This is a genomic window from Pseudoalteromonas sp. AOP7-A1-14 (genome assembly GCF_052376275.1).
Classification (GTDB): domain Bacteria; phylum Pseudomonadota; class Gammaproteobacteria; order Enterobacterales; family Alteromonadaceae; genus Pseudoalteromonas.
The window spans coordinates 20,551-47,011 of the sequence record NZ_JBQSVO010000004.1 but is presented as its reverse complement, the minus strand read 5'-3'; the positions used below and the strand labels follow the sequence as shown (position 1 = coordinate 47,011).

24 protein-coding genes and 10 tRNA genes are annotated in these 26,461 nt (G+C 40.4%); 16 read left to right on the top strand and 18 right to left on the bottom strand.

Features of this window, described 5'->3' with window-relative positions:
* Positions 1-191: 191 nt before the first annotated feature.
* Positions 192-1,361, top strand: coding sequence for an FAD-dependent oxidoreductase (locus ACT3RM_RS01525; protein ID WP_441994786.1), 1,170 nt, complete (start codon positions 192-194; stop codon positions 1,359-1,361).
* A 70-nt stretch (positions 1,362-1,431) separates the two neighbouring features.
* On the opposite strand, the gene ACT3RM_RS01520 is transcribed toward ACT3RM_RS01525, so the two are convergent.
* The 16 genes from ACT3RM_RS01520 to lolB all read right to left on the bottom strand — a co-directional run bounded on the left by ACT3RM_RS01520 (position 1,432) and on the right by lolB (position 7,928).
* A tRNA-Gln gene (locus ACT3RM_RS01520) sits at positions 1,432-1,506 on the bottom strand.
* A 37-nt stretch (positions 1,507-1,543) separates the two neighbouring features.
* A tRNA-Leu gene (locus ACT3RM_RS01515) sits at positions 1,544-1,628 on the bottom strand.
* 69 nt (positions 1,629-1,697) lie between these two features.
* Positions 1,698-1,772 (bottom strand) — tRNA-Gln (locus ACT3RM_RS01510).
* A 40-nt stretch (positions 1,773-1,812) separates the two neighbouring features.
* A tRNA-Leu gene (locus ACT3RM_RS01505) sits at positions 1,813-1,897 on the bottom strand.
* 69 nt (positions 1,898-1,966) lie between these two features.
* Positions 1,967-2,041: transfer RNA gene (locus tag ACT3RM_RS01500), tRNA-Gln, on the bottom strand.
* Positions 2,042-2,081: 40 nt separating this feature from the next.
* A tRNA-Leu gene (locus tag ACT3RM_RS01495) sits at positions 2,082-2,166 on the bottom strand.
* Positions 2,167-2,258: 92 nt separating this feature from the next.
* A tRNA-Met gene (locus tag ACT3RM_RS01490) sits at positions 2,259-2,335 on the bottom strand.
* A 5-nt stretch (positions 2,336-2,340) separates the two neighbouring features.
* A tRNA-Gln gene (locus ACT3RM_RS01485) sits at positions 2,341-2,415 on the bottom strand.
* A gap of 37 nt (positions 2,416-2,452) precedes the next feature.
* Positions 2,453-2,537 (bottom strand) — tRNA-Leu (locus ACT3RM_RS01480).
* Between the two features lie 63 nt (positions 2,538-2,600).
* Positions 2,601-2,677, bottom strand: a tRNA-Met gene (locus tag ACT3RM_RS01475).
* A 249-nt stretch (positions 2,678-2,926) separates the two neighbouring features.
* Positions 2,927-4,018, bottom strand: coding sequence for a redox-regulated ATPase YchF (gene ychF / locus ACT3RM_RS01470; RefSeq protein ID WP_441994744.1), 1,092 nt, complete (start codon positions 4,016-4,018; stop codon positions 2,927-2,929).
* Between the two features lie 36 nt (positions 4,019-4,054).
* Positions 4,055-4,642, bottom strand: a complete 588-nt coding sequence (pth, locus tag ACT3RM_RS01465; RefSeq protein WP_441994743.1) for an aminoacyl-tRNA hydrolase — start codon at positions 4,640-4,642, stop codon at positions 4,055-4,057.
* An 18-nt stretch (positions 4,643-4,660) separates the two neighbouring features.
* Positions 4,661-5,278, bottom strand: a complete 618-nt coding sequence (locus ACT3RM_RS01460) for a 50S ribosomal protein L25/general stress protein Ctc (RefSeq protein ID WP_441994742.1) — start codon at positions 5,276-5,278, stop codon at positions 4,661-4,663.
* A gap of 155 nt (positions 5,279-5,433) precedes the next feature.
* Entirely contained in the window at positions 5,434-6,381 is a 948-nt protein-coding gene (locus ACT3RM_RS01455) for a ribose-phosphate pyrophosphokinase (protein WP_441994741.1), read from the bottom strand.
* Between the two features lie 85 nt (positions 6,382-6,466).
* Complete coding sequence (gene ispE / locus ACT3RM_RS01450) at positions 6,467-7,339, bottom strand: 4-(cytidine 5'-diphospho)-2-C-methyl-D-erythritol kinase (RefSeq protein ID WP_441994740.1); 873 nt, start codon at positions 7,337-7,339, stop codon at positions 6,467-6,469.
* Position 7,340: 1 nt separating this feature from the next.
* Complete coding sequence (gene lolB / locus ACT3RM_RS01445) at positions 7,341-7,928, bottom strand: lipoprotein insertase outer membrane protein LolB (protein ID WP_441994739.1); 588 nt, start codon at positions 7,926-7,928, stop codon at positions 7,341-7,343.
* 82 nt (positions 7,929-8,010) lie between these two features.
* On the opposite strand from lolB, the gene hemA reads away from it, so the two are divergent.
* The 11 genes from hemA (at position 8,011) to rlmM (ending at position 18,567) form a co-directional block, all read left to right on the top strand.
* Positions 8,011-9,267, top strand: a complete 1,257-nt coding sequence (gene hemA, locus ACT3RM_RS01440; RefSeq protein ID WP_441834272.1) for a glutamyl-tRNA reductase — start codon at positions 8,011-8,013, stop codon at positions 9,265-9,267.
* A 7-nt stretch (positions 9,268-9,274) separates the two neighbouring features.
* Positions 9,275-10,360, top strand: coding sequence for a peptide chain release factor 1 (gene prfA / locus ACT3RM_RS01435; RefSeq protein ID WP_441834271.1), 1,086 nt, complete (start codon positions 9,275-9,277; stop codon positions 10,358-10,360).
* 2 nt (positions 10,361-10,362) lie between these two features.
* Positions 10,363-11,205, top strand: coding sequence for a peptide chain release factor N(5)-glutamine methyltransferase (gene prmC, locus ACT3RM_RS01430; RefSeq protein ID WP_441834270.1), 843 nt, complete (start codon positions 10,363-10,365; stop codon positions 11,203-11,205).
* Between the two features lie 518 nt (positions 11,206-11,723).
* On the top strand, positions 11,724-12,098 hold the full coding sequence (locus ACT3RM_RS01425) for a SirB2 family protein (protein ID WP_441992719.1): 375 nt from the start codon (positions 11,724-11,726) through the stop codon (positions 12,096-12,098).
* Between the two features lie 124 nt (positions 12,099-12,222).
* Positions 12,223-13,041 carry a tetratricopeptide repeat protein gene (locus ACT3RM_RS01420; RefSeq protein WP_441994738.1) on the top strand — a complete coding sequence of 273 codons (819 nt, stop codon included), beginning with the start codon at positions 12,223-12,225 and terminating at the stop codon, positions 13,039-13,041.
* Positions 13,042-13,055: 14 nt separating this feature from the next.
* On the top strand, positions 13,056-14,309 hold the full coding sequence (locus ACT3RM_RS01415; RefSeq protein ID WP_441836352.1) for a DUF819 family protein: 1,254 nt from the start codon (positions 13,056-13,058) through the stop codon (positions 14,307-14,309).
* 9 nt (positions 14,310-14,318) lie between these two features.
* On the top strand, positions 14,319-15,173 hold the full coding sequence (gene kdsA, locus ACT3RM_RS01410; protein ID WP_441836353.1) for a 3-deoxy-8-phosphooctulonate synthase: 855 nt from the start codon (positions 14,319-14,321) through the stop codon (positions 15,171-15,173).
* Between the two features lie 357 nt (positions 15,174-15,530).
* On the top strand, positions 15,531-16,427 hold the full coding sequence (locus tag ACT3RM_RS01405) for a transcriptional regulator GcvA (RefSeq protein ID WP_441836354.1): 897 nt from the start codon (positions 15,531-15,533) through the stop codon (positions 16,425-16,427).
* Between the two features lie 16 nt (positions 16,428-16,443).
* Positions 16,444-17,076, top strand: a complete 633-nt coding sequence (locus tag ACT3RM_RS01400) for an alpha/beta family hydrolase (protein WP_441836355.1) — start codon at positions 16,444-16,446, stop codon at positions 17,074-17,076.
* A gap of 11 nt (positions 17,077-17,087) precedes the next feature.
* Entirely contained in the window at positions 17,088-17,456 is a 369-nt protein-coding gene (locus tag ACT3RM_RS01395; RefSeq protein ID WP_441836356.1) for a DUF423 domain-containing protein, read from the top strand.
* A 13-nt stretch (positions 17,457-17,469) separates the two neighbouring features.
* The gene (rlmM, locus tag ACT3RM_RS01390) at positions 17,470-18,567 is read left to right on the top strand and encodes a 23S rRNA (cytidine(2498)-2'-O)-methyltransferase RlmM (protein ID WP_441836357.1); all 1,098 of its coding nucleotides are present in this window, start codon (positions 17,470-17,472) and stop codon (positions 18,565-18,567) included.
* Between the two features lie 63 nt (positions 18,568-18,630).
* On the opposite strand, the gene cysZ is transcribed toward rlmM, so the two are convergent.
* Positions 18,631-19,341 (bottom strand): sulfate transporter CysZ, encoded by a 711-nt coding sequence (gene cysZ / locus ACT3RM_RS01385; RefSeq protein WP_441992721.1) that lies wholly within the window; start codon positions 19,339-19,341, stop codon positions 18,631-18,633.
* A gap of 268 nt (positions 19,342-19,609) precedes the next feature.
* Here cysZ and ACT3RM_RS01380 point away from each other — a divergent pair, with 268 nt between their 5' ends.
* A complete protein-coding gene (locus ACT3RM_RS01380; protein ID WP_441835744.1) occupies positions 19,610-20,230 on the top strand; it encodes a sulfotransferase in 621 nt (206 codons plus the stop codon).
* 206 nt (positions 20,231-20,436) lie between these two features.
* Complete coding sequence (locus tag ACT3RM_RS01375) at positions 20,437-20,904, top strand: GNAT family N-acetyltransferase (RefSeq protein ID WP_441835743.1); 468 nt, start codon at positions 20,437-20,439, stop codon at positions 20,902-20,904.
* A gap of 398 nt (positions 20,905-21,302) precedes the next feature.
* Here ACT3RM_RS01375 and ACT3RM_RS01370 read toward each other — a convergent pair whose 3' ends face one another.
* A complete protein-coding gene (locus ACT3RM_RS01370; protein ID WP_441835742.1) occupies positions 21,303-21,803 on the bottom strand; it encodes a hypothetical protein in 501 nt (166 codons plus the stop codon).
* 432 nt (positions 21,804-22,235) lie between these two features.
* Between ACT3RM_RS01370 and ACT3RM_RS01365 the strand changes: the two genes are divergently transcribed.
* Together ACT3RM_RS01365 and ACT3RM_RS01360 are read left to right on the top strand one after the other, a co-directional pair.
* Complete coding sequence (locus ACT3RM_RS01365) at positions 22,236-22,967, top strand: RNA methyltransferase (protein ID WP_441835741.1); 732 nt, start codon at positions 22,236-22,238, stop codon at positions 22,965-22,967.
* A 64-nt stretch (positions 22,968-23,031) separates the two neighbouring features.
* Positions 23,032-26,442 carry a chromosome segregation SMC family protein gene (locus ACT3RM_RS01360; RefSeq protein WP_441994737.1) on the top strand — a complete coding sequence of 1,137 codons (3,411 nt, stop codon included), beginning with the start codon at positions 23,032-23,034 and terminating at the stop codon, positions 26,440-26,442.
* Positions 26,443-26,461 lie beyond the last annotated feature (19 nt).

The following is a 26,461-nucleotide window of genomic DNA, read 5'->3' as shown; positions in this document are numbered from 1 at the left end:
ATGCATGCTGACTTAAAGGACGCGTATTTTAGCTGGATACCGACCTAGATCCAAGTATAGTTTTAATGTTTGTGGATTGAAATCAAACAAGCTCAATTTTTAACTACTCGATTATTAAATGCGCTGACAGGTAAGACTGATTTACGCTACAATCAAGCATTGTAAAAACGAGTCAAATTAGTGAAAAAATAATGAATAAAAACAACGTGATTATTGTTGGTGGTGGTATGGTCGGCGCTGCGGCTGCAGTGAAGTTTGCCAAGCAAGGCTGCACTGTAACTGTAATTGAAAAGCATATAATTGACCCAAGCCAAGTATTAAATAATGAGCAGGTTGATATTCGTGTATCGGCTATAAATCGTTTTTCTGAAAATTTACTTGATGAACTCGGTGCTATGGCACTTCTTAAGCAAAGCCGTTTAGCGCCATACCAGAAATTAGAAGCTTTTGAGCGTGTGGGCGATAACTTACTGTTTGATTGCAATGATATAAACACCTCGCACCTTGGGCACTTAATTGAAAACAAACTGATTCAAGCCAGTCTTTGGCAGCAATTCTCAACTCTTGATATTACGGTTGTTGAACAACAGAGTGCCGTGACGGCCATTTTACAGACTGATACGGATATCACACTTGTTTATGATGATTCACGCTACAGCGCCGACTTAGTCGTTGCTGCAGATGGGGGGCAGTCACAATTAAGAGCAGCGGCTAATATTGGCGTAACAGGGTGGCAATACGGCCAGCATTGTATGGGTGTACTAATAAAATTAGATGCGCCGCAGCAAATAAAAACCTGGCAGCAATTCAAAGCTACTGGGCCGGTGGCATTTCTACCTATGCAGGCGCCGTATGCTAATTTAATTTGTTATCACGATGCTAAGCAGCTAAAAGAATGGCAGCTACTTTCAAAAAGCGAGCTTAAGCAGCAACTTATTAATCATTTTCCAGCACTACCTGGTGATTTTGAGGTTATTCAACAGGCGGTATTCCCTCTTGCTCGCCTACATGCAAATAACTATTCTCAAGGCCGACTGGTGCTTATTGGTGATGCCGCGCACACTATTAACCCATTAGCAGGGCAGGGCGTTAATTTGGGGTTTCAAGATGTAGCAGCGCTTAGCACACTCATTGCTGAGCAGGATGATATTGGTGCTGCTGGTATTTTAGAAGAATATGAGCTAACCCGCCGTAAAGCTAACTTATTAATGATGAGCATGATGGATGCGTGTTATTTTAGTTTTTCAAACCAAGTAGCGCCACTTAGTTGGGCGCGCAGTCAGTTTTTAAAAATGGCCAATAAAACGGGCCCTGTGAAAAACTGGGTACTTAAGTATGCGATTAGTGGTGATGTTAGCTGATGAGCAAAATCGTGGGTGAAAGCTCACGCTTTAGTGTTTTTTAAAGATTTAAAGAGGATTTTTAAGAAATTGGCTGGGATACCAGGATTTGAACCTGGGAATGCCAGGATCAAAACCTGGTGCCTTACCGCTTGGCGATATCCCAACTATAAATTGGACTAGTTTTAGTTCTTCATAGAACATGGTGCGGAAGGAGAGACTTGAACTCTCACAACCTAAGTTACTGGAACCTAAATCCAGCGCGTCTACCAATTCCGCCACTCCCGCATAAATAGGGTTGCTATTTATACTCGTAGCTAGAGTTATTCTTTAGCAACTTTCCTTGGTAGAAGAAGTTGGCTGGGATACCAGGATTTGAACCTGGGAATGCCAGGATCAAAACCTGGTGCCTTACCGCTTGGCGATATCCCAACAAAGAATTAGCCGATATTTTTAGTTCCTATCAAGAACATGGTGCGGAAGGAGAGACTTGAACTCTCACAACCTAAGTTACTGGAACCTAAATCCAGCGCGTCTACCAATTCCGCCACTCCCGCATCAATAAGGTTGCTGTTTATACTCGTAGCTAGAGTTATTCTTTAGCAACTTTCCTTGGTAGAAGAAGTTGGCTGGGATACCAGGATTTGAACCTGGGAATGCCAGGATCAAAACCTGGTGCCTTACCGCTTGGCGATATCCCAACAAAGAATTAGCTGATAATTTTAGTTCTTATCTAGAACATGGTGCGGAAGGAGAGACTTGAACTCTCACAACCTAAGTTACTGGAACCTAAATCCAGCGCGTCTACCAATTCCGCCACTCCCGCATTTTCACTTTGATAAAATCAAAGAAAGGTAGTTATTTTAAACTCTTCATTGAGCTGCAATTTAACTCTTGCAGAGCCATTTCAAGAAGAAATGGTGGCTAAGACGGGATTTGAACCTGTGACCCCATCATTATGAGTGATGTGCTCTAACCAGCTGAGCTACTTAGCCATTGTTGGCTGGGATACCAGGATTTGAACCTGGGAATGCCAGGATCAAAACCTGGTGCCTTACCGCTTGGCGATATCCCAACTGAAACAATTGATAATTTTAGTTCTTATCAGAACATGGTGCGGAAGGAGAGACTTGAACTCTCACAACCTAAGTTACTGGAACCTAAATCCAGCGCGTCTACCAATTCCGCCACTCCCGCATACTTTGTGTAGTTAAACACTCGGTAGTTATTTTAAACTCTTCATTGAGCAACAAAAATGAATGGTGGCTAAGACGGGATTTGAACCTGTGACCCCATCATTATGAGTGATGTGCTCTAACCAGCTGAGCTACTTAGCCATCTTTTTTGTTAACACATCATTGCTGAGTGCGGGGCGTATTATGCTGATATGGGGTATCTGCGTCAATACCTTTTTTGCAAAAAAATGCTTATAAAGGTTTGTTTGCAGGAAAAATAAGCTAAGCGGCTAAATTTTATTTAAAAGCTTTATTTTTATGGCAAGTATAGTGCTCAACTATAAAAATGTTGAGGTCTATAAAACAAAAAAGAGCCCGTAGGCTCTTTTCTAATTTATATAGCCAAAAGGCTTATACGTTAAATAAGAAGTTCATTACATCGCCATCTTTAACAATGTATTCTTTACCTTCTTGACGCATTTTACCTGCTTCTTTAGCGCCACTTTCACCTTTACAGGCAATGTAGTCATCATAAGCAATCGTTTGTGCGCGGATAAAACCACGTTCAAAGTCTGTGTGAATTTTACCTGCTGATTGTGGTGCTGTTGCACCTATCGGGATTGTCCAGGCACGAACTTCTTTAACACCCGCGGTAAAGTAAGTTTGTAATTGCAGTAATTCATAACCACCACGAATAACAAGATTCAAACCTGGCTCTTCAAGACCTAGGTCAGCCATAAATTCAAGTTTATCTTCTTCATCAAGCTCTGAAAGCTCAGACTCGATTGCAGCACATACAGGAACAACCACGGCATTTTCAGCGGCAGCAATTTTACGTACGCGATCCAGATATGGATTATTTTCAAAGCCATCTTCTGCTACGTTAGCAATATACATTGTAGGCTTGATGGTTAAAAAGTTAACTGAGGCAATTGCTGCTTTTTCTTCTTTAGTGAGTTCTAAAGAGCGTAAAGTCAGGCCTTCATCAAGGTGTGCTTTTACTTTTTCAAGTACGGAGTTTTGCTCTTTTGCTTCTTTATCGCCGCCTTTAGCTTTTTTTGCATTACGGAAAATTGCTTTTTCAGCGCTGTCCATATCAGCAAGTACTAGCTCAGTATTAATTACGTCAATGTCATCTGCAGGGTCAATAGTGCCCGCTACGTGAATAACATTTTCATCTTCAAAGCAGCGAACAACGTGGCCAATTGCATCGGTTTCACGAATATTCGCTAAAAACTGATTACCTAAACCTTCACCTTTTGAGGCGCCTTTTACTAAGCCTGCTATGTCAACAAACTCCATACTTGTTGTAAGAATGCGTTGTGGGTTAACAATTTTAGCTAGTTCATCTAGGCGAGAATCTGGTACTGGAACCACACCGGTGTTAGGTTCAATGGTACAAAAAGGAAAGTTAGCGGCTTCAATTCCCGCTTTAGTTAATGCATTGAAAAGTGTTGATTTGCCAACATTAGGCAAACCGACGATGCCACATTTAAAACCCATAGTAAGATACCTTGTTTAGATTCGTTCAATCGTTATTTATAACGGTTTAAAAGAATGTAGTCTGTTTTGTGCTTTTAACACACCATCTTTTGCAAGTATTTCCATACAACGAACAGCTTCATCAACCGCAGCATCCATTTTTTCTTGGTCTTCTTTAGCTGCTTTTCCAAGCACCCAACCTGTTACCATTTCACGGTGTCCAGGGTGACCAATACCTATGCGTAAACGCATAAAATCTTTTTTATTTGCCATTTTAGCAATAATGTCTTTTAAACCATTATGGCCACCGTGTCCGCCACCTTTTTTTAATTTGGCAACACCGGGTTCTAAATCCAGTTCATCGTGAGCGACTAAAATGTCTTCAACAGGGATTTTGAAAAAATTAGCTAAACTACTGACCGATTTACCACTTAAGTTCATATATGTGGTGGGGATCAATAATTTAAATTCTTGGTTTTGGATGATCACTTTGCCAGTTAGGCCGTGATATTTAGGGTCGTGTTTTAGCGTGCAGTTATATCGTGCTGCAAGTTCAGTGATGAACCAAGCACCTGCGTTGTGGCGAGTGTTTGCGTATTCGGGGCCTGGATTAGCCAGGCCCACAAGCATTTGAATAGAATTCAAGGTGCAAGACCTTAAATATTATTCTGCAGCGTCTGAAGCTTCTTCGTCTTCAGTTGGAGCTGCTTTGTTTGCTTTAACAGTAACTATTGACTGATCGTGGCCTTCGCCTTTACCTAATTCTACAGATTGAACGCCTGCAGGTAATTTAAGTTCAGAAAGGTGGATTGAATCACCAGCTACTAGATCAGAAACGTCTACTTCAACAAATTCTGGAAGTGCTTTAGGTAGACACGTGATTTCAACTTCAGTTAATTGGTGAACAACAGTTGCACCTAACTTACCTACGATCTCTTCACCGATGAAGTGTAAAGGTACTTTAGTGTGAAGTTTATGTGTTGCATCTACACGTTGGAAATCAAGGTGAGTGATCTTAGGCTTGAACGGGTGACGGTGAATATCTTTTAAGATAACTTCAATAGCCTCGCCAGCAATATCAACAGTAAGAATATGCGTGTAAAAACCTTCGTCTTCTTGTGCTTTGTTCATATCTTTATGAGCGAAAGTAAGTGCTACAGCATCTTTACCTGCACCGTAAAGGATCGCAGGAACTTTGTCTTCGCGACGTAGGCGGCGGCTCGCACCAGTACCAGTTTCTACGCGAAGTTCAGCGCTATAAGTGTATTTTTTCTCAGACATGATGTCTCCAAATAATTAAAAGTGTTAGGGCCTTTGCGACCAAGGTCCCTAGCCAAAAGGCGCGCTATCATACCACTGCCCCTAGGTAAAAGAAACAACAGCTATAAAAAAAGCACCTTAAAGGTGCTTTTATCGTGCGGTGTAGGAAAACTAAATTAGTGTTCGAACATCGCTGAGATAGATTCTTCGTTGCTAATACGACGAATTGTTTCCGCTAACATGTCTGCAAGTGTTAATACTTTCACTTTTTCAATTGATTTTAGTTCTTCAGACAGAGGAATTGAATCGGTTACAATCACCTCATCAATTACTGAGTTGCGGATGTTTTCAGCGGCTTTGCCCGAAAGAATAGGGTGCGTTGCATAAGCAAATACGCGTTTTGCGCCATGCTCTTTCAATGCTTCAGCTGCTTTACACAATGTACCCCCGGTATCAATCATATCGTCAACGATAATACAATCGCGGCCTTCAACATCACCAATAATATGCATTACTTGAGAAACGTTCGCTTGTGGGCGACGCTTATCAATAATAGCCAAGTCAGTATCGTGTAATAGTTTTGCAATAGCACGTGCGCGAACTACGCCGCCAATATCTGGTGAAACGACAACTACATCGTCAAAGTCACGATCTTTCATGTCTTCTAGTAATACTGGGCTACCAAATACGTTATCTACTGGTACATCAAAGAAACCTTGGATTTGCTCAGCGTGTAAGTCAACCGTTAATACGCGGTCAACCCCGACACTTGATAAAAAGTCGGCAACAACTTTAGCAGTGATTGGTACACGTGCAGAACGTACTCGACGGTCTTGACGGGCATAACCAAAGTACGGGATTACAGCTGTGATACGACCAGCAGACGCACGACGTAATGCATCAACCATAACGATAAGCTCCATCAAGTTATCGTTTGTAGGGGCGCAGGTTGATTGCAAGATAAAAACATCCGAGCCGCGGACATTTTCTTTAATTTGAACACTGATCTCACCGTCACTAAAACGGCCAACAACAGCATCGCCTAATTCAATATATAAACGTTTTGCAACTTTTTGAGCTAACTCAGGTGTTGCGTTACCAGCGAAGAGCTTCATGTCAGGCACGGTAGGGTTCCTCAGGCACTGAATTTTTGGACTAACCAACTCATGAGAGTTAATTAACTAGTTTACTTGTACGTTACTTCGTTGTTCAAAGTATAGCATTCAACTGCGTATGGGCGGCAGATAAATTAACACTATTAGCAATAAAACCGTCCCATTTATGAGGGAGGTCTGCAAGCACTTGTTGCGCTTCTTTTTGCGTTGAAAATTCCACAAAACAACAAGAACCTGTGCCAGTCATCTTTGACGGAGCGTATTTTAGCAACCACTGGAGGGTTTTTTCAACCTCAGGGCAGAGCTTTTTAACTAATGGCTCGCAATCATTACATACATGGTGTTGTTGCCACTCACCTTTTAATTTTTTTGTATCGCGTTTTAAATCAGGATGAGTAAAAATTTGCGCGGTGCTAACATGTTGCTTTGGGTGTACCACACAGTACCACTTTTCGGGTAGGATAACTTCGCTTAACTGTTCACCTACGCCTTGTGCTAAGGCACTTTTACCGTTAATGAATACAGGCACGTCAGCGCCTAGCTGTAGGCCTATTTCGGCTAGCTGCGCTTTCGAAAGCCGGGTATCCCACAACTTATTAAGGCCTAATAAAGTGCTTGCTGCATCAGATGAGCCACCACCAACACCACCGCCCATTGGGAGCTTTTTAATTAAATTTATTTTTGCGCCTTTATTAACTTGAGTGTGTTTTTTTAGTAATAAAGCGGCTTTGTAAATTAAATTGTCGTGAAGTTCGATGTCATGAGTATCACCCGATACTTCAATTTCATTATTTTTTGTTTCAGTAAAGGTCAGTTCATCACCAAAATTTAAAAACGTAAATAATGTTTCAAGCTCGTGATAGCCATCACTGCGCTTACCATTAATATGCAAAAATAAATTAAGTTTGGCAGGAGCCATTAATGAAAAAGAAGCTGAAGAAGTATTCTGAGTATGCTGGGAATTCATATTAATTAAAGTGCCATTGATAAAGTTGGATTTTAATTTTTAGTTGCTGGTGTTTTAAAGTGAGATTTTTTGGCAACCAGTAACCGTCTATTTGCTGATATTCGCTATATTGAATCAGCCATTTTAGGCCCGAATTATCTGTGTAACTAACTTGTTGGGTGCGCCCTAATGAGTCAAGTTTAATATCACCGTCAGTTACTGTACCTTTTAGCCACTGCTTAGCGTTATCAAGTGGAATAGTAAAGCCGGTTAAGCGCGATAAGAGACGACTTGCATTAGTATCGTGATAGGTTTCGCCATCATATTTAAGTTCTGCACCGGATGCGGTTTGCTTAAGGCCTAAAATACGGGTACCAATAAAACTGGTTAATACCAGTTCGTTTAGCGTCTGTTTTTGTTGCCAGTTTAAATTGGCTGATTGGCGTTCTTCTGGGCTTATAAAAGCCAGTTTACCTTCAACTTGCCAGTTATTTTGTATCGCTAATTGTGCTTTCCAGTCATCATAAAGGACTGTTTGCTGATTTATTTTTTGCGCACAACCACCTAAAAATAAAAAAAATAGTAGTAAAATCAAATTATGTCGAATCAAATGTCGTTCCTTACTTTCCATATTCCAATGAATTTTGGTAAAATGCTGCCTTTCGAGCAGGGCTTAGCAATATTTGGCAGATATGACCATAGTAGCACTTGGTATTAATCATAAAACAGCATCCGTAGATTTACGTGAAAAGGTCGCCTTTTCGCCTGAGCAGTTGTCTGAGGCGTTACAGCAATTGAGTAGTCATGCCCAATTTAATGAGGTGGTGATTATCTCTACCTGCAACCGTACAGAGATCTATTGTAGCCTCGCGCAACAGAATTCCCAAACACTGTTGCAATGGCTTGCAGATTTTCATGGTTTAGATGAACAAGAACTAGGCAGTAATATTTATTGTTATGAAGATAATGATGCGATTAACCATTTGATGCGGGTCGCGTGTGGGCTTGATTCGCTGGTACTAGGTGAGCCACAAATATTAGGGCAAATCAAGCAAGCTTATAATAGTGCGAAAAACCACGAGTCTGTCAGTTTGGTTTTTGATCGTCTATTTCAAAAAACCTTCTCAGTAGCCAAGCAAGTTAGAACTGAGACTGAAATAGGTGCCAGCGCGGTATCTGTTGCTTATGCAGCGGTAAATTTAGCTAAGCATATTTACGGTAAGTTAGATAAAACCAAAGTGCTGCTAATTGGTGCTGGTGAAACTATTGAGTTAGTTGCTAAACATATCTACCAAAGTGGCCCACAACAAATTACGGTTGCTAATCGCACCATTGAGCGAGCTAAAGGCTTAGCCGAAAGCGTAGGCGGTGATGTAATTGCTCTTGCACAATTGCCTGAGCGACTCCATCAAGCAGATATTGTTATTAGTTCAACCGCTAGTACCTTGCCTATTATTGGCAAAGGGGGGGTGGAGCAAGCACTTAAACAGCGTCGTCACAAACCGATGTTGTTTATTGATATTGCTGTACCACGGGATATAGAAAGCCAAGTTGGAGAGCTTGACGCGGCGTATTTATATTCAGTTGATGACTTACAAGCCATTGTAAGCGAGAATATTGCCTCTCGTGAGCACGCAGCCGAGCAAGCCCAAATTATTATTGCCGATAAAAGCGCTGAATTTGCAATGTGGATGCGCTCCCTCGATTCAGTGGGGTTAATTCGTCATTATCGTAAAGATGTACAAGATGTAAAGTCTGAACTGGTAGACAAAGCAATAGGTCAATTAAATACCGGTAAAGACGCTGAAAAAGTAATTTTAGAACTAGCCAACAAATTAACCAATCGCCTGATGCACGCGCCTACACGTGCTATTCAAGATGCAGCGAAAAAAGGTGAAGTGGCTCAGTTACGCCAATTAAAGAAAATGTTAGGTATTGATCAGGAATAGCAATTAAATGAAAGAGTCCGTTTATCGTAAGTTAGAAACCTTAGTAGAACGCTACGAAGAAGTGCAAGCACTATTAAGTGACCCCTCTGTAATTAACGATCAGAATCGTTTTCGTACGCTTTCAAAAGAGTACTCGGAGTTAGAAGAAATTGTAAAAACCTTTTTAGCTTATCAGCAAGCGCAAGATGACGTGGCCAGTGCTGAAGAAATGCTTAAAGATAATGATCCTGATATGCGCGAGATGGCACAAGAAGAATTTAAAGAAGCAAAAGCGCAGGTTCTTCGCTTAGCAGACGAACTACAAGTATTAATGTTGCCAAAAGATCCGAAAGATAATAACAACGTATTTTTAGAGGTTCGTGCAGGGACGGGTGGTGATGAGGCGGCTATTTTTGCCGGTGACTTATTTCGTATGTACGGCCGTTACGCTGAAACTAAAAAGTGGAAAGTGGAAATTGTTAGTACCAACGAAAGTGAACACGGTGGTTACAAAGAAGTAATTGCTCACATCAGCGGTGAAGGTGTCTATGGTCAACTTAAGTTTGAATCAGGCGCTCACAGAGTGCAACGCGTGCCAGAAACCGAATCACAAGGGCGAGTGCATACCTCTGCCTGTACTGTGGCAGTAATGGCTGAAGTTCCTGAAGCACAAGCAATTGAAATAAATAGCGCAGATATAAAAGTAGATACCTTTCGCGCATCAGGAGCGGGTGGTCAGCACGTTAATAAAACGGATTCAGCTATTCGTATTACCCATTTACCAAGTGGTGTGGTAGTTGAGTGTCAGGATGAGCGTTCGCAGCATAAAAACCGTGCTAAAGCGATGTCAGTACTCGGTGCACGCTTACAACAAGCTGAAGACGAAAAACGTCAATCGGCTGAAGCGTCTGAACGACGTAACTTAGTGGGAAGTGGTGACCGTTCAGAGCGTATTCGCACTTACAACTACCCACAAGGGCGTATTACAGACCACCGTATTAACCTTACTTTATATCGTTTAAATGAAGTGGTTGCCGGTGACTTAGGCGCCGTTATTGAACCATTGATGCAGGAGTATCAAGCAGATTTACTGGCTGCAATGGGTGACGAATAAGCGTGCCCACTCGTATTGAGCAAGCGCTTGCTAACGCTGTTGAACAGTTAGCAAATACCAGCGACAGTGCAAAACTCGATAGCGAAGTTTTGCTACTGCATGTTTTGCAAAAGCCACGCAGTTATTTATTTACGTGGCCTGAAAAGCATTTAACCACAGAGCAAAAAATACAATTTAATGACTACTGCAAGCGCCGTGTAAATGGCGAACCGGTGGCACATATTACTGGGCTTCGAGAATTTTGGAGTCTTCCGCTACAAGTTAATCCTGCTACGCTTATTCCACGTCCTGATACTGAAACACTGGTTGAACATGCACTTAGCTTAAGTTTGCCTGATAATGCCAAGGTACTTGATTTAGGTACCGGCACCGGTGCTATAGCCCTTGCGCTTGCCAGCGAAATGCCAAACTGGCAAATAACCGGAGTCGATAGGGTAAGTGATGCAGTTACGCTTGCAAATATTAATAAACAGCGCCTCGGGTTTAACAATGTCACTTTTTTGCAAAGCGATTGGATGAGCGCCGTTACTAAGCAGCAGTTTGACTTAATAGTAAGTAATCCTCCGTATATTGAGTCGGATGATATTCATCTCAACCAAGGTGATCTGCGTTTTGAACCGCTTTCAGCATTAGTGGCTGAAGACGATGGTATGGCAGATATTAAACATATAATTTTTCAATCGCGTGATTATTTACAAAAAAATGGTTATCTTTTATTAGAGCATGGTTTTGAACAAAGCATTAAAGTACGACGTGTTTTTACAGAAATGGCATATATAAATATACTCACAGTTAAAGACTTAGGTAATAATGATCGTGTAACACTTGCTCAATGGCCAGAATAAAAGTAATGCCTAACAAAAGTATAGCTAAAGACTCGTTATGCTGGATGATTTTTTGTTTTTAGATGAACCGCAGCAAGAATTAAATGGTGTGGTTAAAGTCGGTACATCAAGGTAGTATTTTAAATAAGCCTGCGAAACTTGAGCAAGATGAGTGGGAGATAACGAAAACCCATAGAAAAAAAGTCACGCGATTTTAAAAGACTCCTCGCGTACAATATAATTGCACGTGATCGCCATAGATAAATGAGAGGGTACTGGCTTCCCGAAGGTCTGAAAAGAGCCAGTACATATTTATAGTCGAATTGCTGCTTTGGCAGATTTTTATGATGCATTGCGCCATAAACGCTGTTATAAAACGGCTTGTTTACTTGATTGAATAAGTAGTAGACGAAATAAACAAAAAGGTAAACATTTCGAACCTAAACTGGTTGATGTATTTAATCAGTCAGTTAATGAACTTGAGGACGTATTAATGCGTTTTCCCGATTAATTATTTAACTAAGAGTCACTAGGGGTATATGGATTATTTAGCAGTAAAACACACTCACATGGCAATTGCCGTACTTAGCGTATTATTATTTTATGTGCGTTCTTTTTCACGAATAGGCACAGGTGCTATTGCAAAAAACAAACTGGTTTTTATTGGCAGCCACGTAACAGATACATTGCTGCTGGTGTCAGCCATAACATTAATCGTAATGGCCGGCTTTAACCCACTAGAAATGCCTTGGTTACTCGAGAAAATTATTTTAGTTATTGCTTACATTGCACTCGGTATTATTGCCAGTAAACAACAAGCGATGACAGCTAAAGTTGCTTATTTACTTGTAACAACCGCGGTTATTTTAGCAATAGGTTATTTAGCCGTAGTTAAAACCCCACTTATACTTTAATTATTCTTATCCCCAATGAGCGCTTTTTAGTTGCTGATTGGGGAAACCCTAACATGCGTTGGTAACTCAGTTAAAAACTAGGTAAACTAGCGCATCGTTTTCTAATAAAAGATGTGCAGTATTAATGACCACTCCTTGGTTTGAAGATCAAAATGAATCCTATCAAGATGATGCGTTTACTCCTGCTCCGCTTTATCGTTGTATTAGTGCTGAATTGAAGTGGGATCCTCAATCTTCGTTGAGTGAAAGCTTTGCATTGATCAGCGACTTTGAAAATCAAGTAAGCGAAGTGTGTGAACAACATCATGATCAACATGAATGTCTAGATGCGATTGTTGATATGTTTTATACGCAATGGCTGTTTAGTGTCTCGAGCTTAAAAGTGCCTGAATATACTTTAAATAGCTTTAGCTACACGCTAGCCATGCGCAGTGGCTCACCAACTAGCTTGGGGGTTTTATTGTGCCATTTGCTTCAACATGCAGGCTTTGATGCCGGTGTCTGTATTAACCAAAGCGAAGTAAACGTACATGTGGCAATCAGTGATGAAGAAGGCTATTTATTAGAGCCAAGTTCAGGTCAGCAAAGCTGGTATATTACTCCTGAAAATGCCAGTGAAGAAAACGGCGATGCACAAGAGCCGTTAGAACTAGTCTTTGACGATGAAGTGTACAAACTTTATTTGGCTCAGCAAAAATGGGCGTTTATAACTGAGAATAAGTTTGGTCACGCCTTATCATGTGTAGATATGCTTATGGCTATGATTGGCGATGATCCGTACGAACGCCGCGATCGCGGTTATTTACTTAATCAACTTGATTGCCCTAAAATGGCGCGAGATGATTTGCAATTTTTCGTTGATGAGTGTCCTGATGATCCTGCAACTGAAATTATCATGCATCAAATTGAAGAAATTGAAGACAACAACAAAACTCACCATTAATTTGAGGAAATCCCATGGCTGAAACCCATACTGCGCTAATTACCAATGATGCAGTTGTATTTGGTTTATTAGCAGTTATTTTAGGCTTTATTTTTAAAACCTCGCATAGTCAAAACCCGACACTACAGAAGTTTTACAAATACGTGCCTGCGTTACTACTGTGCTACTTTTTACCTTCGTTATTAAATACCTTTGGTATTGTTGATGGCCATGCATCAAATGTTTACTTTGTAGCATCGCGTTACTTACTCCCTGCTTGTTTAATTTTACTTACCATAAGTATTGATTTAAAAGCGATTATAAATCTTGGTCCTAAAGCATTAATCATGTTTTTAACCGGTACCGTTGGTATTGTGATTGGTGGTCCGCTGGCTATTATCATTATGAGTGCCGTAGCTCCTGAAGCGATAGGTGGCCATGGCCCTGATGCTGTTTGGCGTGGTATGACAACTATTGCTGGTAGCTGGATTGGTGGTGGTGCTAACCAAGCGTCAATGAAAGAAATGTTCGACGTTGGCGGCGATATTTTCTCAGCAATGGTTACTGTTGATGTGATAGTGGCTAACTTATGGATGGCGGTTTTATTATTGATGGCAGCGAACCACAAGGCCATTGATGCTAAAACAGGCGCCGACACTAGTGCAATTGAAGAGCTAAAATCACGTGTTGAAAAGTTTCATGCTGAACATGCGCGTATGCCTACGCTTAATGATTATATGACTATTATTGCCATTGCATTTGGTATTACAGGCCTTGCACATTTTTGTGCCGACTTCCTTGGCCCGTACTTTGGCGCTAATTTCCCATGGGCACAAGAGTACAGCCTAAACAGCAAGTTCTTTTGGCTAATTGTTATCTCAACCACCATTGGTATTTCTCTTTCATTTACTAAAGTACGAAATATTGAAGCCTTTGGCGCTTCTAAAGTGGCCTCTAGCTTTTTATATATCTTAGTGGCGTCAATTGGCTTGCACATGAATATTACAGCTATTTTTGAAACACCACTGTACTTTGTTATTGGCCTTATTTGGATGCTTACGCATGCCAGCTTAATGTTGCTGGTGGCTAAATTAATTAAAGCTCCATTATTTTATATGGCTGTGGGTTCACAAGCTAACGTAGGAGGGGCTGCATCTGCGCCAGTAGTAGCCTCTGCATTTCACCCATCACTTGCGCCAGTAGGTGTATTACTTGCCGTACTAGGCTATGGTGTGGGTACATATATGGCTTACATTTGTGGCTTAATGTTACAAGCTGTTGCTCCTTAAGGAATAAATATGAATAATCAGCTAATTAAAATTAACGATATTGAACTGGCGAACGAAAAGCCATTTGTATTATTTGGTGGCATGAATGTGTTGGAATCGCGTGATATGGCTATGCGCATTGCAGAGCATTATGTTGAAGTAACCAATAAGCTTAATATTCCTTATGTCTTTAAAGCTTCATTTGATAAAGCGAATCGTTCATCAATAAATTCATATCGCGGGCCGGGTATGGAAGAAGGCCTAAAAATATTTGAAGAAATAAAGAATACGTTTAATGTGCCTTTAATTACCGATGTTCATGAGCCTCATCAAGCAGCACCTGTGGCAGAAGTAGTTGATGTTATCCAGTTACCTGCTTTTTTAGCACGACAAACTGATTTGGTTGTGGCTATGGCAAAGACGGGGGCAGTAATAAACGTTAAAAAACCACAGTTTTTAGCGCCACGCGAAATGCGTCATATCATTACTAAATTTAATGAAGCTGGTAACAATAACATCGCCCTTTGTGAGCGTGGTTCAAGCTTTGGTTATAATAACTTAGTGGTTGATATGCTAGGCATGGATGATATGAAACCGATGGCTCCGGTTATTTTTGACGCCACTCATGCATTACAGCGTCCTGGTGGGCGTAGTGACTCGGCTGATGGCCGTCGTGCTCAAGCTGCTGAACTTGCAAGAAGCGGTATGGCTCTTGGGATTGCAGGTTTATTTATTGAAGCGCATCCAAACCCAAATGAAGCTAAATGTGATGGCCCATGTGCACTTGCGCTTAGTAAGTTAGAAGGCTACTTGAGTCAAATGAAAGCGGTTGATGAGTTGATAAAAAGTCTTGCACCACTTGATACCAGTGCCGATAACTTATAAGTGGTACTAAGGTTTGAAAAAAGCGACTCTGGTCGCTTTTTTAATGTCGAATATATATCCAAGCTACCTCATAGTGCAGAATTCAGGGTTTTACAGGGGCATAATATCCAAGACGTTACTTTGCAACAATGGCAGTCTTTTTAAGCAGTAACAACGATGAGAGTAAGTCTCTGTTAAACGTTCAAAGGGGTTGTTTAAAAGCGATTTATACTAGGTTATTGATTTTAACAACAGAGCTACTATTACTCGTAATCATTGCTTGCCTAAATCGCTTTTTATTCCAACTGAAACTCGCATCTTGAGATGGTTTGGGTATAATTCATTCCATAAGAAAAACTAATTCTAAGTTTGGTGTGTATGTCGCGACGTTTTCCTCCTCTCAATGCGCTCAAAGCGTTCGAAGCAGCTGCACGCCATTTAAGTTTTACTAAAGCCGCAGAAGAGCTTTATGTAACGCAAGCCGCAGTTAGCCATCAAATAAAAACCCTGGAAGAGCATTTAGGCTTAAAATTGTTCTTACGTAAAAATAGGTCTTTATTATTAACCGAAGAAGGCCAAGGTTATTTTTTAGATATTAGAGAAGTTTTTACTCAGCTAATTGATGCCACCGATAAACTGCTAGCACGCGGCGCAAAAGGTTCATTAACCGTAAGTTTAACGCCAAGCTTTGCTATTCAGTGGATGGTGCCGCGACTTAGTTTATTTAATGAGTTACATCCTGAAATTGATGTGCGAATAAAAGCCCAAGATCAAGACGAAAATTCCCTGACCGATGATGTAGACATTGCTATTTATTATGGTCGTGGGCATTGGAGTGGCGTGCAAACACATAAGTTACACACCGAATATTTAGTGCCACTGTGTAGCCCTATGTTACTTACCGGGCTTAAACCTCTTAACCAACCCAGTGATTTAGCTAACCATACACTATTACACGATACTACTCGTAAAAACTGGAAAACCTGGATGAAAACCGCCGGCGTTCGTAATGTACAAGTTAACCAAGGCCCTATATTTAGTCACTCATCAATGGTGCTGCAAGCTGCGGTACATGGCCAAGGTGTGGCAATTGGCAATAGCGTACTGGCTAAACCTGATATTGATGCAGGGCGCTTAGTGATACCATTTAGCCATAGTTTAGAAAGTAAAAATGCCTATTATTTAGTAATCCGTGAATCGCAAACTGAGCTGGGTAAAATCGTATCATTTAAAGAGTGGATGCTTGGCCTCGTTGAGCAAGAACAAGAGTACTAATAATGGTAATAGAATTATGTTAATTGAGTGGTTTAAAAGTAGTCAGCAACCAGCGGCTGCACAGTTTATATTTGCACATGGGGCAGGGGCTGGCAGCGATTCAGACTTTATGCAAAATATGGCAACACGGTTAAGTGAGCAAGGCATTGATGTTGGTTTGTTTGATTTTGAATATATGCAAATAGCAAAGCAAACAGGCAAACGCCGGCCTCCAGAGCGCGCACCAAAGTTACTAACTTATTTTGAAAAAGTACTTACACACGCAAACCCTAAGTTACCGTTATTTATTGGTGGTAAATCAATGGGCGGGCGCATGGCATCTATGCTTGCATGTGAAAGTACACAGCCGATTAAAGGAATATTGGTATTTGGCTATCCGTTTCACCCACCTGCTAAGCCAGAAAAGCTCCGTACAGAACACTTTGTTGATATTCCTTGTCCTTTTTTAGTGCTTCAAGGGGAACGCGATACGTTTGGTACTAAAGATGAAATTTCAGCAATGCAATTAACTCATTCGCCAACATTTACTTGGCTAACAGATGGCGACCACTCGTTAAAGCCCCGCAAAAAAAGTGGGGTTAGTGAGAGTGATAATCGCCAATTCGCAGCGCACAGTGCTGCAAAATTTATAAAATTATTCAGCAAGTAAGGTGTTAATAAATGATTAAACTATTTCTAATGACAGGCAGTATTTTTTGTATGTTGTCAGTGGTATTAGGCGCATTTGCAGCTCATGGTTTAAAAAGTCGTATTTCAGAATATGCCTTAGGGGTGTTTAAAACCGCCGCTGAATATCAAATGTTTCATGGGCTTGCGCTAATTGCTGTGGCGATACTTATCAAGTGGGGGCTAACACTTAACTGGGCGGGAGGCTTTTTTATCGCAGGTATTCTTTTATTCAGTGGTAGTTTGTATTTACTTGCTCTTACAGGCATCAAGTGGCTTGGGCCAATTACGCCCATTGGTGGTGTTTGTTTTGTGATTGGCTGGGCAGTTCTACTCGTGCAAGTTGCACGTTTTAAGTTTTAGATAGGTTATTAATATGTCGAGTGTAGTAATTTATTGTCGTAGTGGTTTTGAAAATGATGCCGCTGCTGAAATAACCTTTCATGCTGCAGAGCAAGGTTTTGCAGGCTATGTTAAAGCTAAGCCAAATACGGGCTATGTCGTTTATGAGTGTTTTGAAGCTTCCCACAGCGACGAAATAATCAAAAAAGTTGATTTTAAAAATATGGTATTTGCACGGCAGTGGTTCGCAGGTACTTTGCTTGAAAACATGGCAATTGAAGATAGAGTAGGAGCGATTAAAAGTGCTGCTGCTGATTTCCCTTTATGTTCAGAGCTTAGAGTTGAAACCCCCGACACCAATGAAGGTAAAGAGCTACTGACTTTTTGTAAAAAAATATCGACACCGTTAAAAAAGGCTTTAGAAAAACAAAATATTTTATTACGTAGTAAAGAAGGTGAGGCTAAAGCTAATCGTCCTGTTATGCATGTATTATTTTTAGCTAATAATACTGCGTATGTTGGGCATTCTTATAGCTATAACAACTCCCCATTTTTTATGGGGATTTTACGTTTGCGGATGCCAAGTGATGGCCCAAGTCGTTCAACTTTAAAACTTGATGAGGCGTTTAATGTGTTTATCCCGCCTAACGAGGTGGAAGTACGTGTTCAGCCTGGCATGCGTAGTGTTGATTTAGGCGCTTGCCCCGGTGGTTGGACATATCAGCTTGTGCGTCGTGGTATGTTTGTCAGTGCTATTGATAATGGCCCGATGAATGCAAATTTAATGGAAACCGGCCAAGTAAAGCATTTTCGCGCCGATGGGTTTAAATACCGACCAGAAAAACGCAATATTCAATGGTTAGTATGCGACATGGTAGAAAAACCGACTAAAGTAACGAGCCTTATGATTGATTGGGCGGTAAATGCCTATGCAAAAGAACTTATTTTTAATCTTAAGTTACCCATGAAAAAACGCTTCGATAGTGTTTATGAGTGTTTAACTATGATCAGAGAAGAGCTTGATAAATATGGTATTAGCTATGAGCTACAAGCGAAGCACCTTTATCATGACCGAGAAGAAATCACCGTTCATTTAAATGTCACGAAAGTACCGCAAAATTTGTATAGCTAGCACCTACCAGATAAAAGCACATCAAGTAATGGTGTGCTTTTAGATACACGTTTAAAAATTTATTCAATCACGGTATTTAGAGCGATAATTATCAACCCATAAGCGTGTAGCACCGCATACGGCGACGGGCATTACAATTAAGTTCACAAATGGTACAGCTGTTAATAACATTACAGCTAAGCCAAACCCATACGATAAACTGCGCTTTTCGGTCAAATCATTTTTCATTTCATTAAAACTGATTTTATGATTATCAAAGGCGTAGTCTTTATACTGAACTGCGTACATCCAGCAAGTAAATAATATCCATAAGACTTGCCCTATTAGCGGTAAAATCCAAAGCAGAATAAAAAAACCAATAGCGCGAGGCAAGTAATAACAAAGTTTAGTCCACTCGCGGCCTAACATTCGAGGTACATCTTTTAGAAGATCAGCAAAACCATCGTCATTAATTTTTTGTCCCGTTAAATGCATTTCTACTTTTTCACTGAGTAGGCCATTGAACGGAGCGGCAAGAAAGTTGGTGATCACCGTAAATAGCATACTGTAACTAAATAAAATCACCATCACCGCGATCGGCCACATTAACCACTCTAACCAACTTAACCATTCAGGTAGTAGGCTATTTAAATAAGCAAACCCGTCTGTTAGCCAACCATATAAAAAAAATAGCGAACTACCAAAAAGTATAATATTGATTAATAGAGGAATAAGCACAAAACGTTTTAATCCTTTTTGCGAGATCAATTTAAAACCAGAAAAAAAGTATTCCATACCTTGGGTAAACTGCACGTCAGCACCTCAAATTATTTTGTTATATCAGCCATTATAAAAATGCTTAATCATTTTGAACAGACTTTTTGCGTAACAAAGTGTTTAGCTAAAATAACATACTGAAAAACTGATTGTGAATATTGCCTCAGACTTCAGTTCAGATGTTAATATTTTTGCTCTTAGAGTGTTATTTATGTTGTTTTTAGTGGGCTAGGTATATGCCTGTATATGGGTATATAATACTTCCTCTTTTCAAATAGGTTGCATGATGTCTAAGGTATTTATAATTGGTCTGCCCAGAACGGGCACTACTAGCATCAGTGTAGCATTGCTGGAAATGGGGTTGTCAGTTGCACATACAGCCTTTACAAAAAAAGCATTTGAGGTCGCTGATGCGGTATCTGATGCGCCTTGCTTTAGTGATTATAGGCAGCTAGATGTATTATTTCCCGGTTCAAAGTTTGTTTATTTAAATAGGGATTTAGCAAAGTGGCTTCCTTCAATTACTATGCTGCTTGAGAAAATGGCACCACATCTAGCTCTTAAAGGGGGACACTTTAGTCCTGTTTTAAAGCGGAGTTTTCATGATACTTTTCCTTCAATACATCCTTTGACCCAGAGTGATTTAACTAATTGCTATATAAAACATCAACAAGCAGTATTTAGCTACTTTGCAGGACGTGATGATTTTTTATCAATTGATGTTAGTGAGAAGGGGAGCTTATTAGTATTGAAGAAATTTTTAGGGCTGTCAGTAGAAGGTGATGTTGATTTTCCCCAATTAAATATTGGCCGCAATGTCGCTAATTGGCGAGAATACAAGCATCCTAATAAAGTAAACGCTAATTTAGCAGGCATTGAGCATCGAAAGTTTTTAGATTATATTTAAATAAAAAATAGTTTCCTTTCGATAGTTGAGTAATAAGCAGTCAATATAGTTATTTGGCGGCATTTTTTAAGCATTTTTGGAGTCTATATAGAAGTATGGCCCATTTAAACGTTTAAATAAGCAAAAAATAGGCTGAATGAGGTTGTTCATTTGTTACAATTGCGTATAGTCTGAAACAAATTTTTAATATAAAGTTGAAATACTCTATGCAGTTAGTCGATTTAAATTCGAATGACCAAGATGCAATAAATGTCTTTGCTGATATAGATCGACTTATAAACTCTTTATATCCTGTTGCCTGTGCGCAGTCGCTTACGCTTGACGAGTTGAATCACCCAGATGTTTACGCAATTGGTTTAAAAAATGAAGATGGTATTGTTGCCTGTGGTGCGATAGTTAAGCAGTTTGATACTTGTTTATACGGTGAAATACGCCGCCTTTATGTTAAACCAAGTTATCGTGGTAAAGGATTGTCTCGACGTATTATGCAAATTCTGCTGCATTATGCCGGTGAAGTGCAAATTCCACTCATCAGACTCGAGACAGGCCCTAAGCAAACTGAATCAATTAATCTTTATGAAAACTTAGGATTTGAACGATGTGGTAGTTTTGGTACATATACCGATAATCCACAGAGTGTATTTATGGAACTTGGACTTAAGTCGTTCACCTAATGACCCCGGCGCTTTCTGTGTAGGGCAGAACCTCGGGTACTTTTATCAGTGATAAAAAAACGCTAACGCTTAGCTCAGTCAAGCTAAGCTGTATTTTCTTGTGTATTCTATCTGTCTAGCTTACTTCGGCGGGTTGATAAATCTTTTCGTCAAGAGCTGTCGGTTTCGCCACTTTACCCCAGCAACACCTTCTAAATTAGCAACTATAACCGCCAGTACTACGGCTGTACTAGAAAATTACACGACCATAGGAATACATGCTGAATATGGCCACTTCATGAGGGATAATCGCTTACAGCGGCCCTGGTTTATTTTCGATTGTCGGAGATCACGCATCAGTCGACCATGAGGTAAGGAAACGCGCTGTGGCTAAATAACTATATTTATGAATAGACAACTTAAAAGTGTTTAGCATCAAGTTTTAACGCATCTAGTATCTGAGCCCATTGTAATTGTGATTTTTCTTGTTGCTCATCACCTATACTAGTTGGCTCAAGAACCATTTCCTCAATAACGTAAAAGCTTTGCTCACTCATTCGTTCAACTACATTATTTGCCATAGCTTTATACAGCAGGAGCCAAACAAGAACAGCTATAAATATGAGTGTGCATACAATTAACAGCTTATTTTTAGTAATGCGCTTCGCTAAGCTTTGTTGCTTCGTTGTAAAAGGCCAACGAAACTGCGGATCGTCAGGCACAAAGCGGCCACCATCGGTAAAGTTAAGTTCAACGGCAAGTCCCGGTAAATTTGCTGATAGCGCAAGCTGTGCAATAGCTTGTTCGAATTTAAGCTCATCGCGTAAATCAAGTAGCTTAATATGGTTATTGTTTATATGAGCAATGCGCATTTCACTTTTGCTGCTCGCAGGATAGTAATACTGTCCTTGTATTTGCATTTAACTTCCTTATGTTAGTAATATACCGAACACGTTAGTGGCTTATCCAACAAGCGAACATAACCGTTAAAACGAAGGAGAAAAGCATTTCGGCTGTTATACGAGTAAGTATTTTCGCTGATTAATTCTGGATTCGTATCTGTTATTGGGTAGAGGTTATTTCCATGTTTATTACCCCTTGTCCATAAGTAAGGATAACTTAACCAAAAACATAAATTAAATCAAGAATGGAATATTCTTGGTTAATTAATTTTGGATAATTAGCTCAGTAATATTCATCGACATCGCTATTTATTCCATAAAGGAATAGCCATTTTTTAGAGCCTGAATTCGGATAATAAGTACTTTGCCTAAATCGCTTTTAATTCCAACGATGCTCGCATCTTAAGGTAACTTGGGTATATACTCTGGGCGTCAAAATATGAGGCTGCTATGATTTCAAAAAACCAACTCAAGTTAATTCGTGCATTAGGTCAAAAAAAGTACCGCAAGCAATATAATCAATACCTTGTGCAAGGTGAAAAAAACGTTCTAGAGTTACTTGATAGTCGTTTGTCGGTGGTTGAAATTTTTGGCTCTGAAAACTTTATAAATGACAACAAAGCTTTACTGCAAGGCCACAAAGTCACCTTCGCCGATGAAGCCAGTTTATCAAAAGCCAGCACCTTGGTATCAAACAATGCTGCTGTTGCAATTGTTACAATGTCTGATGTTGAGTTACCAGCGCCTGATGGTTTGATTTTAGCTCTAGATGGCGTATCTGACCCGGGTAATCTCGGCACTATTATTCGTGTTGCTGACTGGTATGGCATTAGTCATATTGTTACTAGTGATGATAGCGCCGATGCCTACAGTCCAAAAACGATTAGTGCCACAATGGGCTCGTTTGCCCGCGTTGCTGTGAGCCAAGTGGATTTGCCAAGCTATTTAAAGGCTTTGAAACTACCGGTTTATGGCGCTTTTTTAACAGGTACAAGCATCCATAGTACGCCACTTAAACAGCAAGCCGTGTTACTTATGGGAAGTGAGTCTCATGGTATCCGCGATGAATGCGCCGCACTTATTAGTGACAAAATAACTATCCCAGCGTATGGCATGGCAGAATCTCTTAATGTTGCGATGGCGACCGGGATCATTTTAGATAATTTTAAACGCCAAGCTTAACCTTTTAACATAAATTAGGTTAAGCTTAGCGCTTACAAGTAATAAAAGGTGGTAAAACAACTAGATGCGCTTAAGCACCATAAAATTAGCTGGTTTTAAATCGTTTGTAGAGCCGACTAAAATCCCATTTCCAGACCAAATGACCTGCGTTGTCGGCCCAAACGGCTGCGGCAAGTCTAATGTGATAGATGCGGTGCGCTGGGTGCTAGGTGAAAGCTCAGCAAAAAATTTACGTGGTGATGCCATGAGCGATGTTATTTTTAATGGCTCAACTAATCGCAAACCAATTTCTCAAGCTTCAGTTGAACTTACTTTTGACAACACCCAAGGGCATTTACCCGGCACATTTGCTGATCGTAACCAAGTGGCCGTTAAGCGCTTAGTCACTCGTGATGGTCAATCCTTATACTTTTTAAATGGCAGCAAATGCCGCAAGCGTGATATTACCGATATTTTTTTAGGGACCGGGCTTGGTCCTCGCAGTTACGCGATAATAGAGCAAGGTATGATCTCGCGTTTAATTGAAAGTAAACCCGCAGAGCTTCGGGTATTCTTAGAAGAAGCCGCTGGCGTTTCAAAATACAAAGAACGACGCCGCGAAACCCAAACTCGGATTAAAAGTACCCGCGAAAATCTAGAACGTTTATTAGATGTACGAAAAGAGTTACAAGCTCAGCTGGATAAATTAGCCGTGCAATCGATTGACGCTAAAAAGTACCGCGAATTTAAAGCAACCGAGCGCACGCTTAAAGGCCAGATTGCGGTGTTAAAGTGGCAAAAGTTGCATCAACAACAAGAAGATAAAACTAACCAAATAGAAAAATTAAATGAGCAAATTGACTTTTTTAAGCAAGCGCATTTAGGGCACGACGATGTATTAGCAAGTCTTGAAAGCCAGGCACAGTTACAACAACAAAAACTAAGCGATGCCCAGCAACAACAACACACCATACACACCGAGCTAACTCGCGCTGAGCAGCAGCAAATAAGTTTAAAGCAGCAGCAGCAAGTTGCGAATCAAAACCTTACTAAACAACAGCAATTGCAGCAGCAAAGTCATGAGCTGCAATTAGCTCAGCAAGGTGCTAGTGATGAACTTCAACACGCCTTACAAGAGGCGCTAGAATACAGCTTAGTGTGTAATGAGCAAGTTGAAGAAATGAATGAGCAAGTCACTAGTTTACAGGATAAAAAACAGCAAAGTGCTACGTATTGGCAGCAGCTGAATGAGCGTTCGCAACAATTAAATGAAACGTATGCTAAAACACAAAGTGAGCTTACTCAGCAACAGCAAAATTTACATTATATCAATAGCCAACACGCTGAAACTAATCAAGCGCTTGAAGAACTGACAAGCAGTCCGGTAAGTCGCCAATTAGACCAGCAACAGCAACTAATGCAAACGTTAACTCAGCAATTAGCAACAAAGCAAACTGCATTAAATAAGTTACAAACCAGCGCAGAGCTTGCTGCCAGTGAACTTAAAACAGAGCAACAAAGTAAACAACATATCGCACAGCAATTAAATGAAAACAAAGCCAAAATAGCCGCTTTAAGTAGTTTATTAGACGGCTATACATTAGGTGAAAATGATCTCACGGGCTCAGGGAATATTTTAGCTCAGCTGGAAGTTAAAAGTGGTTATGAACACGTAGTAGAACAAGCTTTATTGGGGCTTGAACACCTAAATGTAAGCAAAACTGTAGCACATAATAGTGTGTGGCCAAACAATGCAAAAGTGACTAAGGGGTCTGTAGCGGCGCTTATCGAGCTTGGTGTTTACCCTGAGCTACTAACTAAAATTGGCTTCCAACAGAGCGTAAAAAGCACAGACCCGGTAGATAATAAATGGCTTGCAGTAATTGATTCCAAAGGTAATGTTTATGGTCATAACTGGCAAAAAGAGACCGCCACCAACAGCGAAAACTCATTACTACTAAAGCATAAACAACTTCACGAGTGTGTTGAACTTGTTGAGCATTTAAGCGCAAAACTTAAAAAGGCAGAGCAACATGAAGCTCAGCAGCAAGGTACATATAATAGCTTTTTAGCGCAATTAGATACTCATAAAGAAGCGGTACATCAATTAGCGCAGCAAATCGCGGGAGCCAGCACGCGGCGCGATATGCTTAAAGAGCAGCAGTCACAATGGCAAGCGCAACACGCTAAGTTTGTACAAAAACAGCAGCAGCTTGACGCACAGCGCAAAGTAATTAATAAAGTCATTGTTACGCACACGGAGCAACTAAACTTAGAAAGTGGACAACGTGATGAGTCAGCAGCTAAATTAGCAGCCGCGCAGAGTGATTTAGAACATGATGAGCAGCAATTAAAGCAGTTAAGTGATCAGCTAGAGCAATATAAAACGCAGGCCCATCAAGCTAATTTAAGCGAGCAAAAAACGCGCAGTGAATGCCAGTTAAGTGAAACCAAACTAGCGCATGCCTTAAGTGCCAGTAGCAATGCAAATGAAGTGGTGCAAGAGCTGACAACGCAACTTGAAGATCTTGTCATTCCGTTAGAAGAAGTCGCTGAGAAAATTGAATTACTACTTGGTGAACACCAGCAATTTGAAGATATTATAAGTAAATTAAAAACGGATTTAGCTGAGGCTAAAGAAGAGTTAATTAATAAACAGGTGGCGCTTAAATCTTCTCAAGGTGAGCTGATAACGTTGCAAGAGCGAAGCCAAAAGCTTGCCATTGAAGAGCAAAGTTTAATGGTTAAGGCGCAAGCTGCGCTTGAGCCACTTGAAGAGTTAGCACAAAACTTAAAAACAGTACTTGATACACTTCCAGAGTCAGTCAATTTAGCAACTATGCAAAGTGCGCTTAATAAAACATCTCAGCAGTTAGCTGATTTAGGGGCAGTCAATTTAGCCGCTATTGATGAGTTTGAACAAGCACAAACACGTAGTCAGTATCTTGATAATCAATTAGATGATTTAACCAAAGCACTTAGCACGTTAGAAGGAGCTATTCAAAAGATTGACCGAGAAACCAAAAGTCGCTTTAAAACGACCTTCGATCAAGTTAATAAAGACTTTGCAGAGTTATTTCCTAAAGTTTTTGGTGGTGGCAGTGCGTATCTGGAATTAACCAGTGATGACTTACTCGAAAGTGGTGTTAGTATAATGGCAAGACCACCGGGAAAGAAAAATTCAACAATTCACCTGCTAAGTGGTGGAGAAAAAGCGCTGAGCGCATTATCATTAGTGTTTTCAATATTCAGGCTCAATCCAGCTCCATTCTGTATGCTGGACGAAGTGGATGCACCACTTGATGATGCGAATGTTGGGCGTTTTTGCCGATTAGTGGAAGAAATGTCACAATCAGTACAGTTTATTTATATCAGTCATAATAAGATTGCTATGGAAATGGCAGGGCGATTGACCGGTGTAACCATGGCTGAGCCAGGCGTATCGCGGATGGTGGCGGTAGATATCGAACAAGCGGTGCAATTAGCACACGTATAATTGTATAATTTAGGCAGAT

What these genes read in the sequence shown, in the direction of transcription:
- ACT3RM_RS01525 (WP_441994786.1), top strand. Translation starts at nt 192, where the DNA reads ATGAATAAAAACAACGTGATTATTGTTGGTGGTGGTATGGTCGGCGCT.
- ychF (WP_441994744.1), bottom strand. Translation starts at nt 4,018, where the DNA reads ATGGGTTTTAAATGTGGCATCGTCGGTTTGCCTAATGTTGGCAAATCA.
- ACT3RM_RS01460 (WP_441994742.1), bottom strand. Translation starts at nt 5,278, where the DNA reads ATGTCTGAGAAAAAATACACTTATAGCGCTGAACTTCGCGTAGAAACT.
- ispE (WP_441994740.1), bottom strand. Translation starts at nt 7,339, where the DNA reads ATGAATTCCCAGCATACTCAGAATACTTCTTCAGCTTCTTTTTCATTA.
- hemA (WP_441834272.1), top strand. Translation starts at nt 8,011, where the DNA reads ATGACCATAGTAGCACTTGGTATTAATCATAAAACAGCATCCGTAGAT.
- prfA (WP_441834271.1), top strand. Translation starts at nt 9,275, where the DNA reads ATGAAAGAGTCCGTTTATCGTAAGTTAGAAACCTTAGTAGAACGCTAC.
- ACT3RM_RS01425 (WP_441992719.1), top strand. Translation starts at nt 11,724, where the DNA reads ATGGATTATTTAGCAGTAAAACACACTCACATGGCAATTGCCGTACTT.
- ACT3RM_RS01420 (WP_441994738.1), top strand. Translation starts at nt 12,223, where the DNA reads ATGACCACTCCTTGGTTTGAAGATCAAAATGAATCCTATCAAGATGAT.
- ACT3RM_RS01415 (WP_441836352.1), top strand. Translation starts at nt 13,056, where the DNA reads ATGGCTGAAACCCATACTGCGCTAATTACCAATGATGCAGTTGTATTT.
- kdsA (WP_441836353.1), top strand. Translation starts at nt 14,319, where the DNA reads ATGAATAATCAGCTAATTAAAATTAACGATATTGAACTGGCGAACGAA.
- ACT3RM_RS01405 (WP_441836354.1), top strand. Translation starts at nt 15,531, where the DNA reads ATGTCGCGACGTTTTCCTCCTCTCAATGCGCTCAAAGCGTTCGAAGCA.
- ACT3RM_RS01400 (WP_441836355.1), top strand. Translation starts at nt 16,444, where the DNA reads ATGTTAATTGAGTGGTTTAAAAGTAGTCAGCAACCAGCGGCTGCACAG.
- ACT3RM_RS01395 (WP_441836356.1), top strand. Translation starts at nt 17,088, where the DNA reads ATGATTAAACTATTTCTAATGACAGGCAGTATTTTTTGTATGTTGTCA.
- rlmM (WP_441836357.1), top strand. Translation starts at nt 17,470, where the DNA reads ATGTCGAGTGTAGTAATTTATTGTCGTAGTGGTTTTGAAAATGATGCC.
- cysZ (WP_441992721.1), bottom strand. Translation starts at nt 19,341, where the DNA reads ATGGAATACTTTTTTTCTGGTTTTAAATTGATCTCGCAAAAAGGATTA.
- ACT3RM_RS01380 (WP_441835744.1), top strand. Translation starts at nt 19,610, where the DNA reads ATGTCTAAGGTATTTATAATTGGTCTGCCCAGAACGGGCACTACTAGC.
- ACT3RM_RS01375 (WP_441835743.1), top strand. Translation starts at nt 20,437, where the DNA reads ATGCAGTTAGTCGATTTAAATTCGAATGACCAAGATGCAATAAATGTC.
- ACT3RM_RS01370 (WP_441835742.1), bottom strand. Translation starts at nt 21,803, where the DNA reads ATGCAAATACAAGGACAGTATTACTATCCTGCGAGCAGCAAAAGTGAA.
- ACT3RM_RS01365 (WP_441835741.1), top strand. Translation starts at nt 22,236, where the DNA reads ATGATTTCAAAAAACCAACTCAAGTTAATTCGTGCATTAGGTCAAAAA.
- ACT3RM_RS01360 (WP_441994737.1), top strand. Translation starts at nt 23,032, where the DNA reads ATGCGCTTAAGCACCATAAAATTAGCTGGTTTTAAATCGTTTGTAGAG.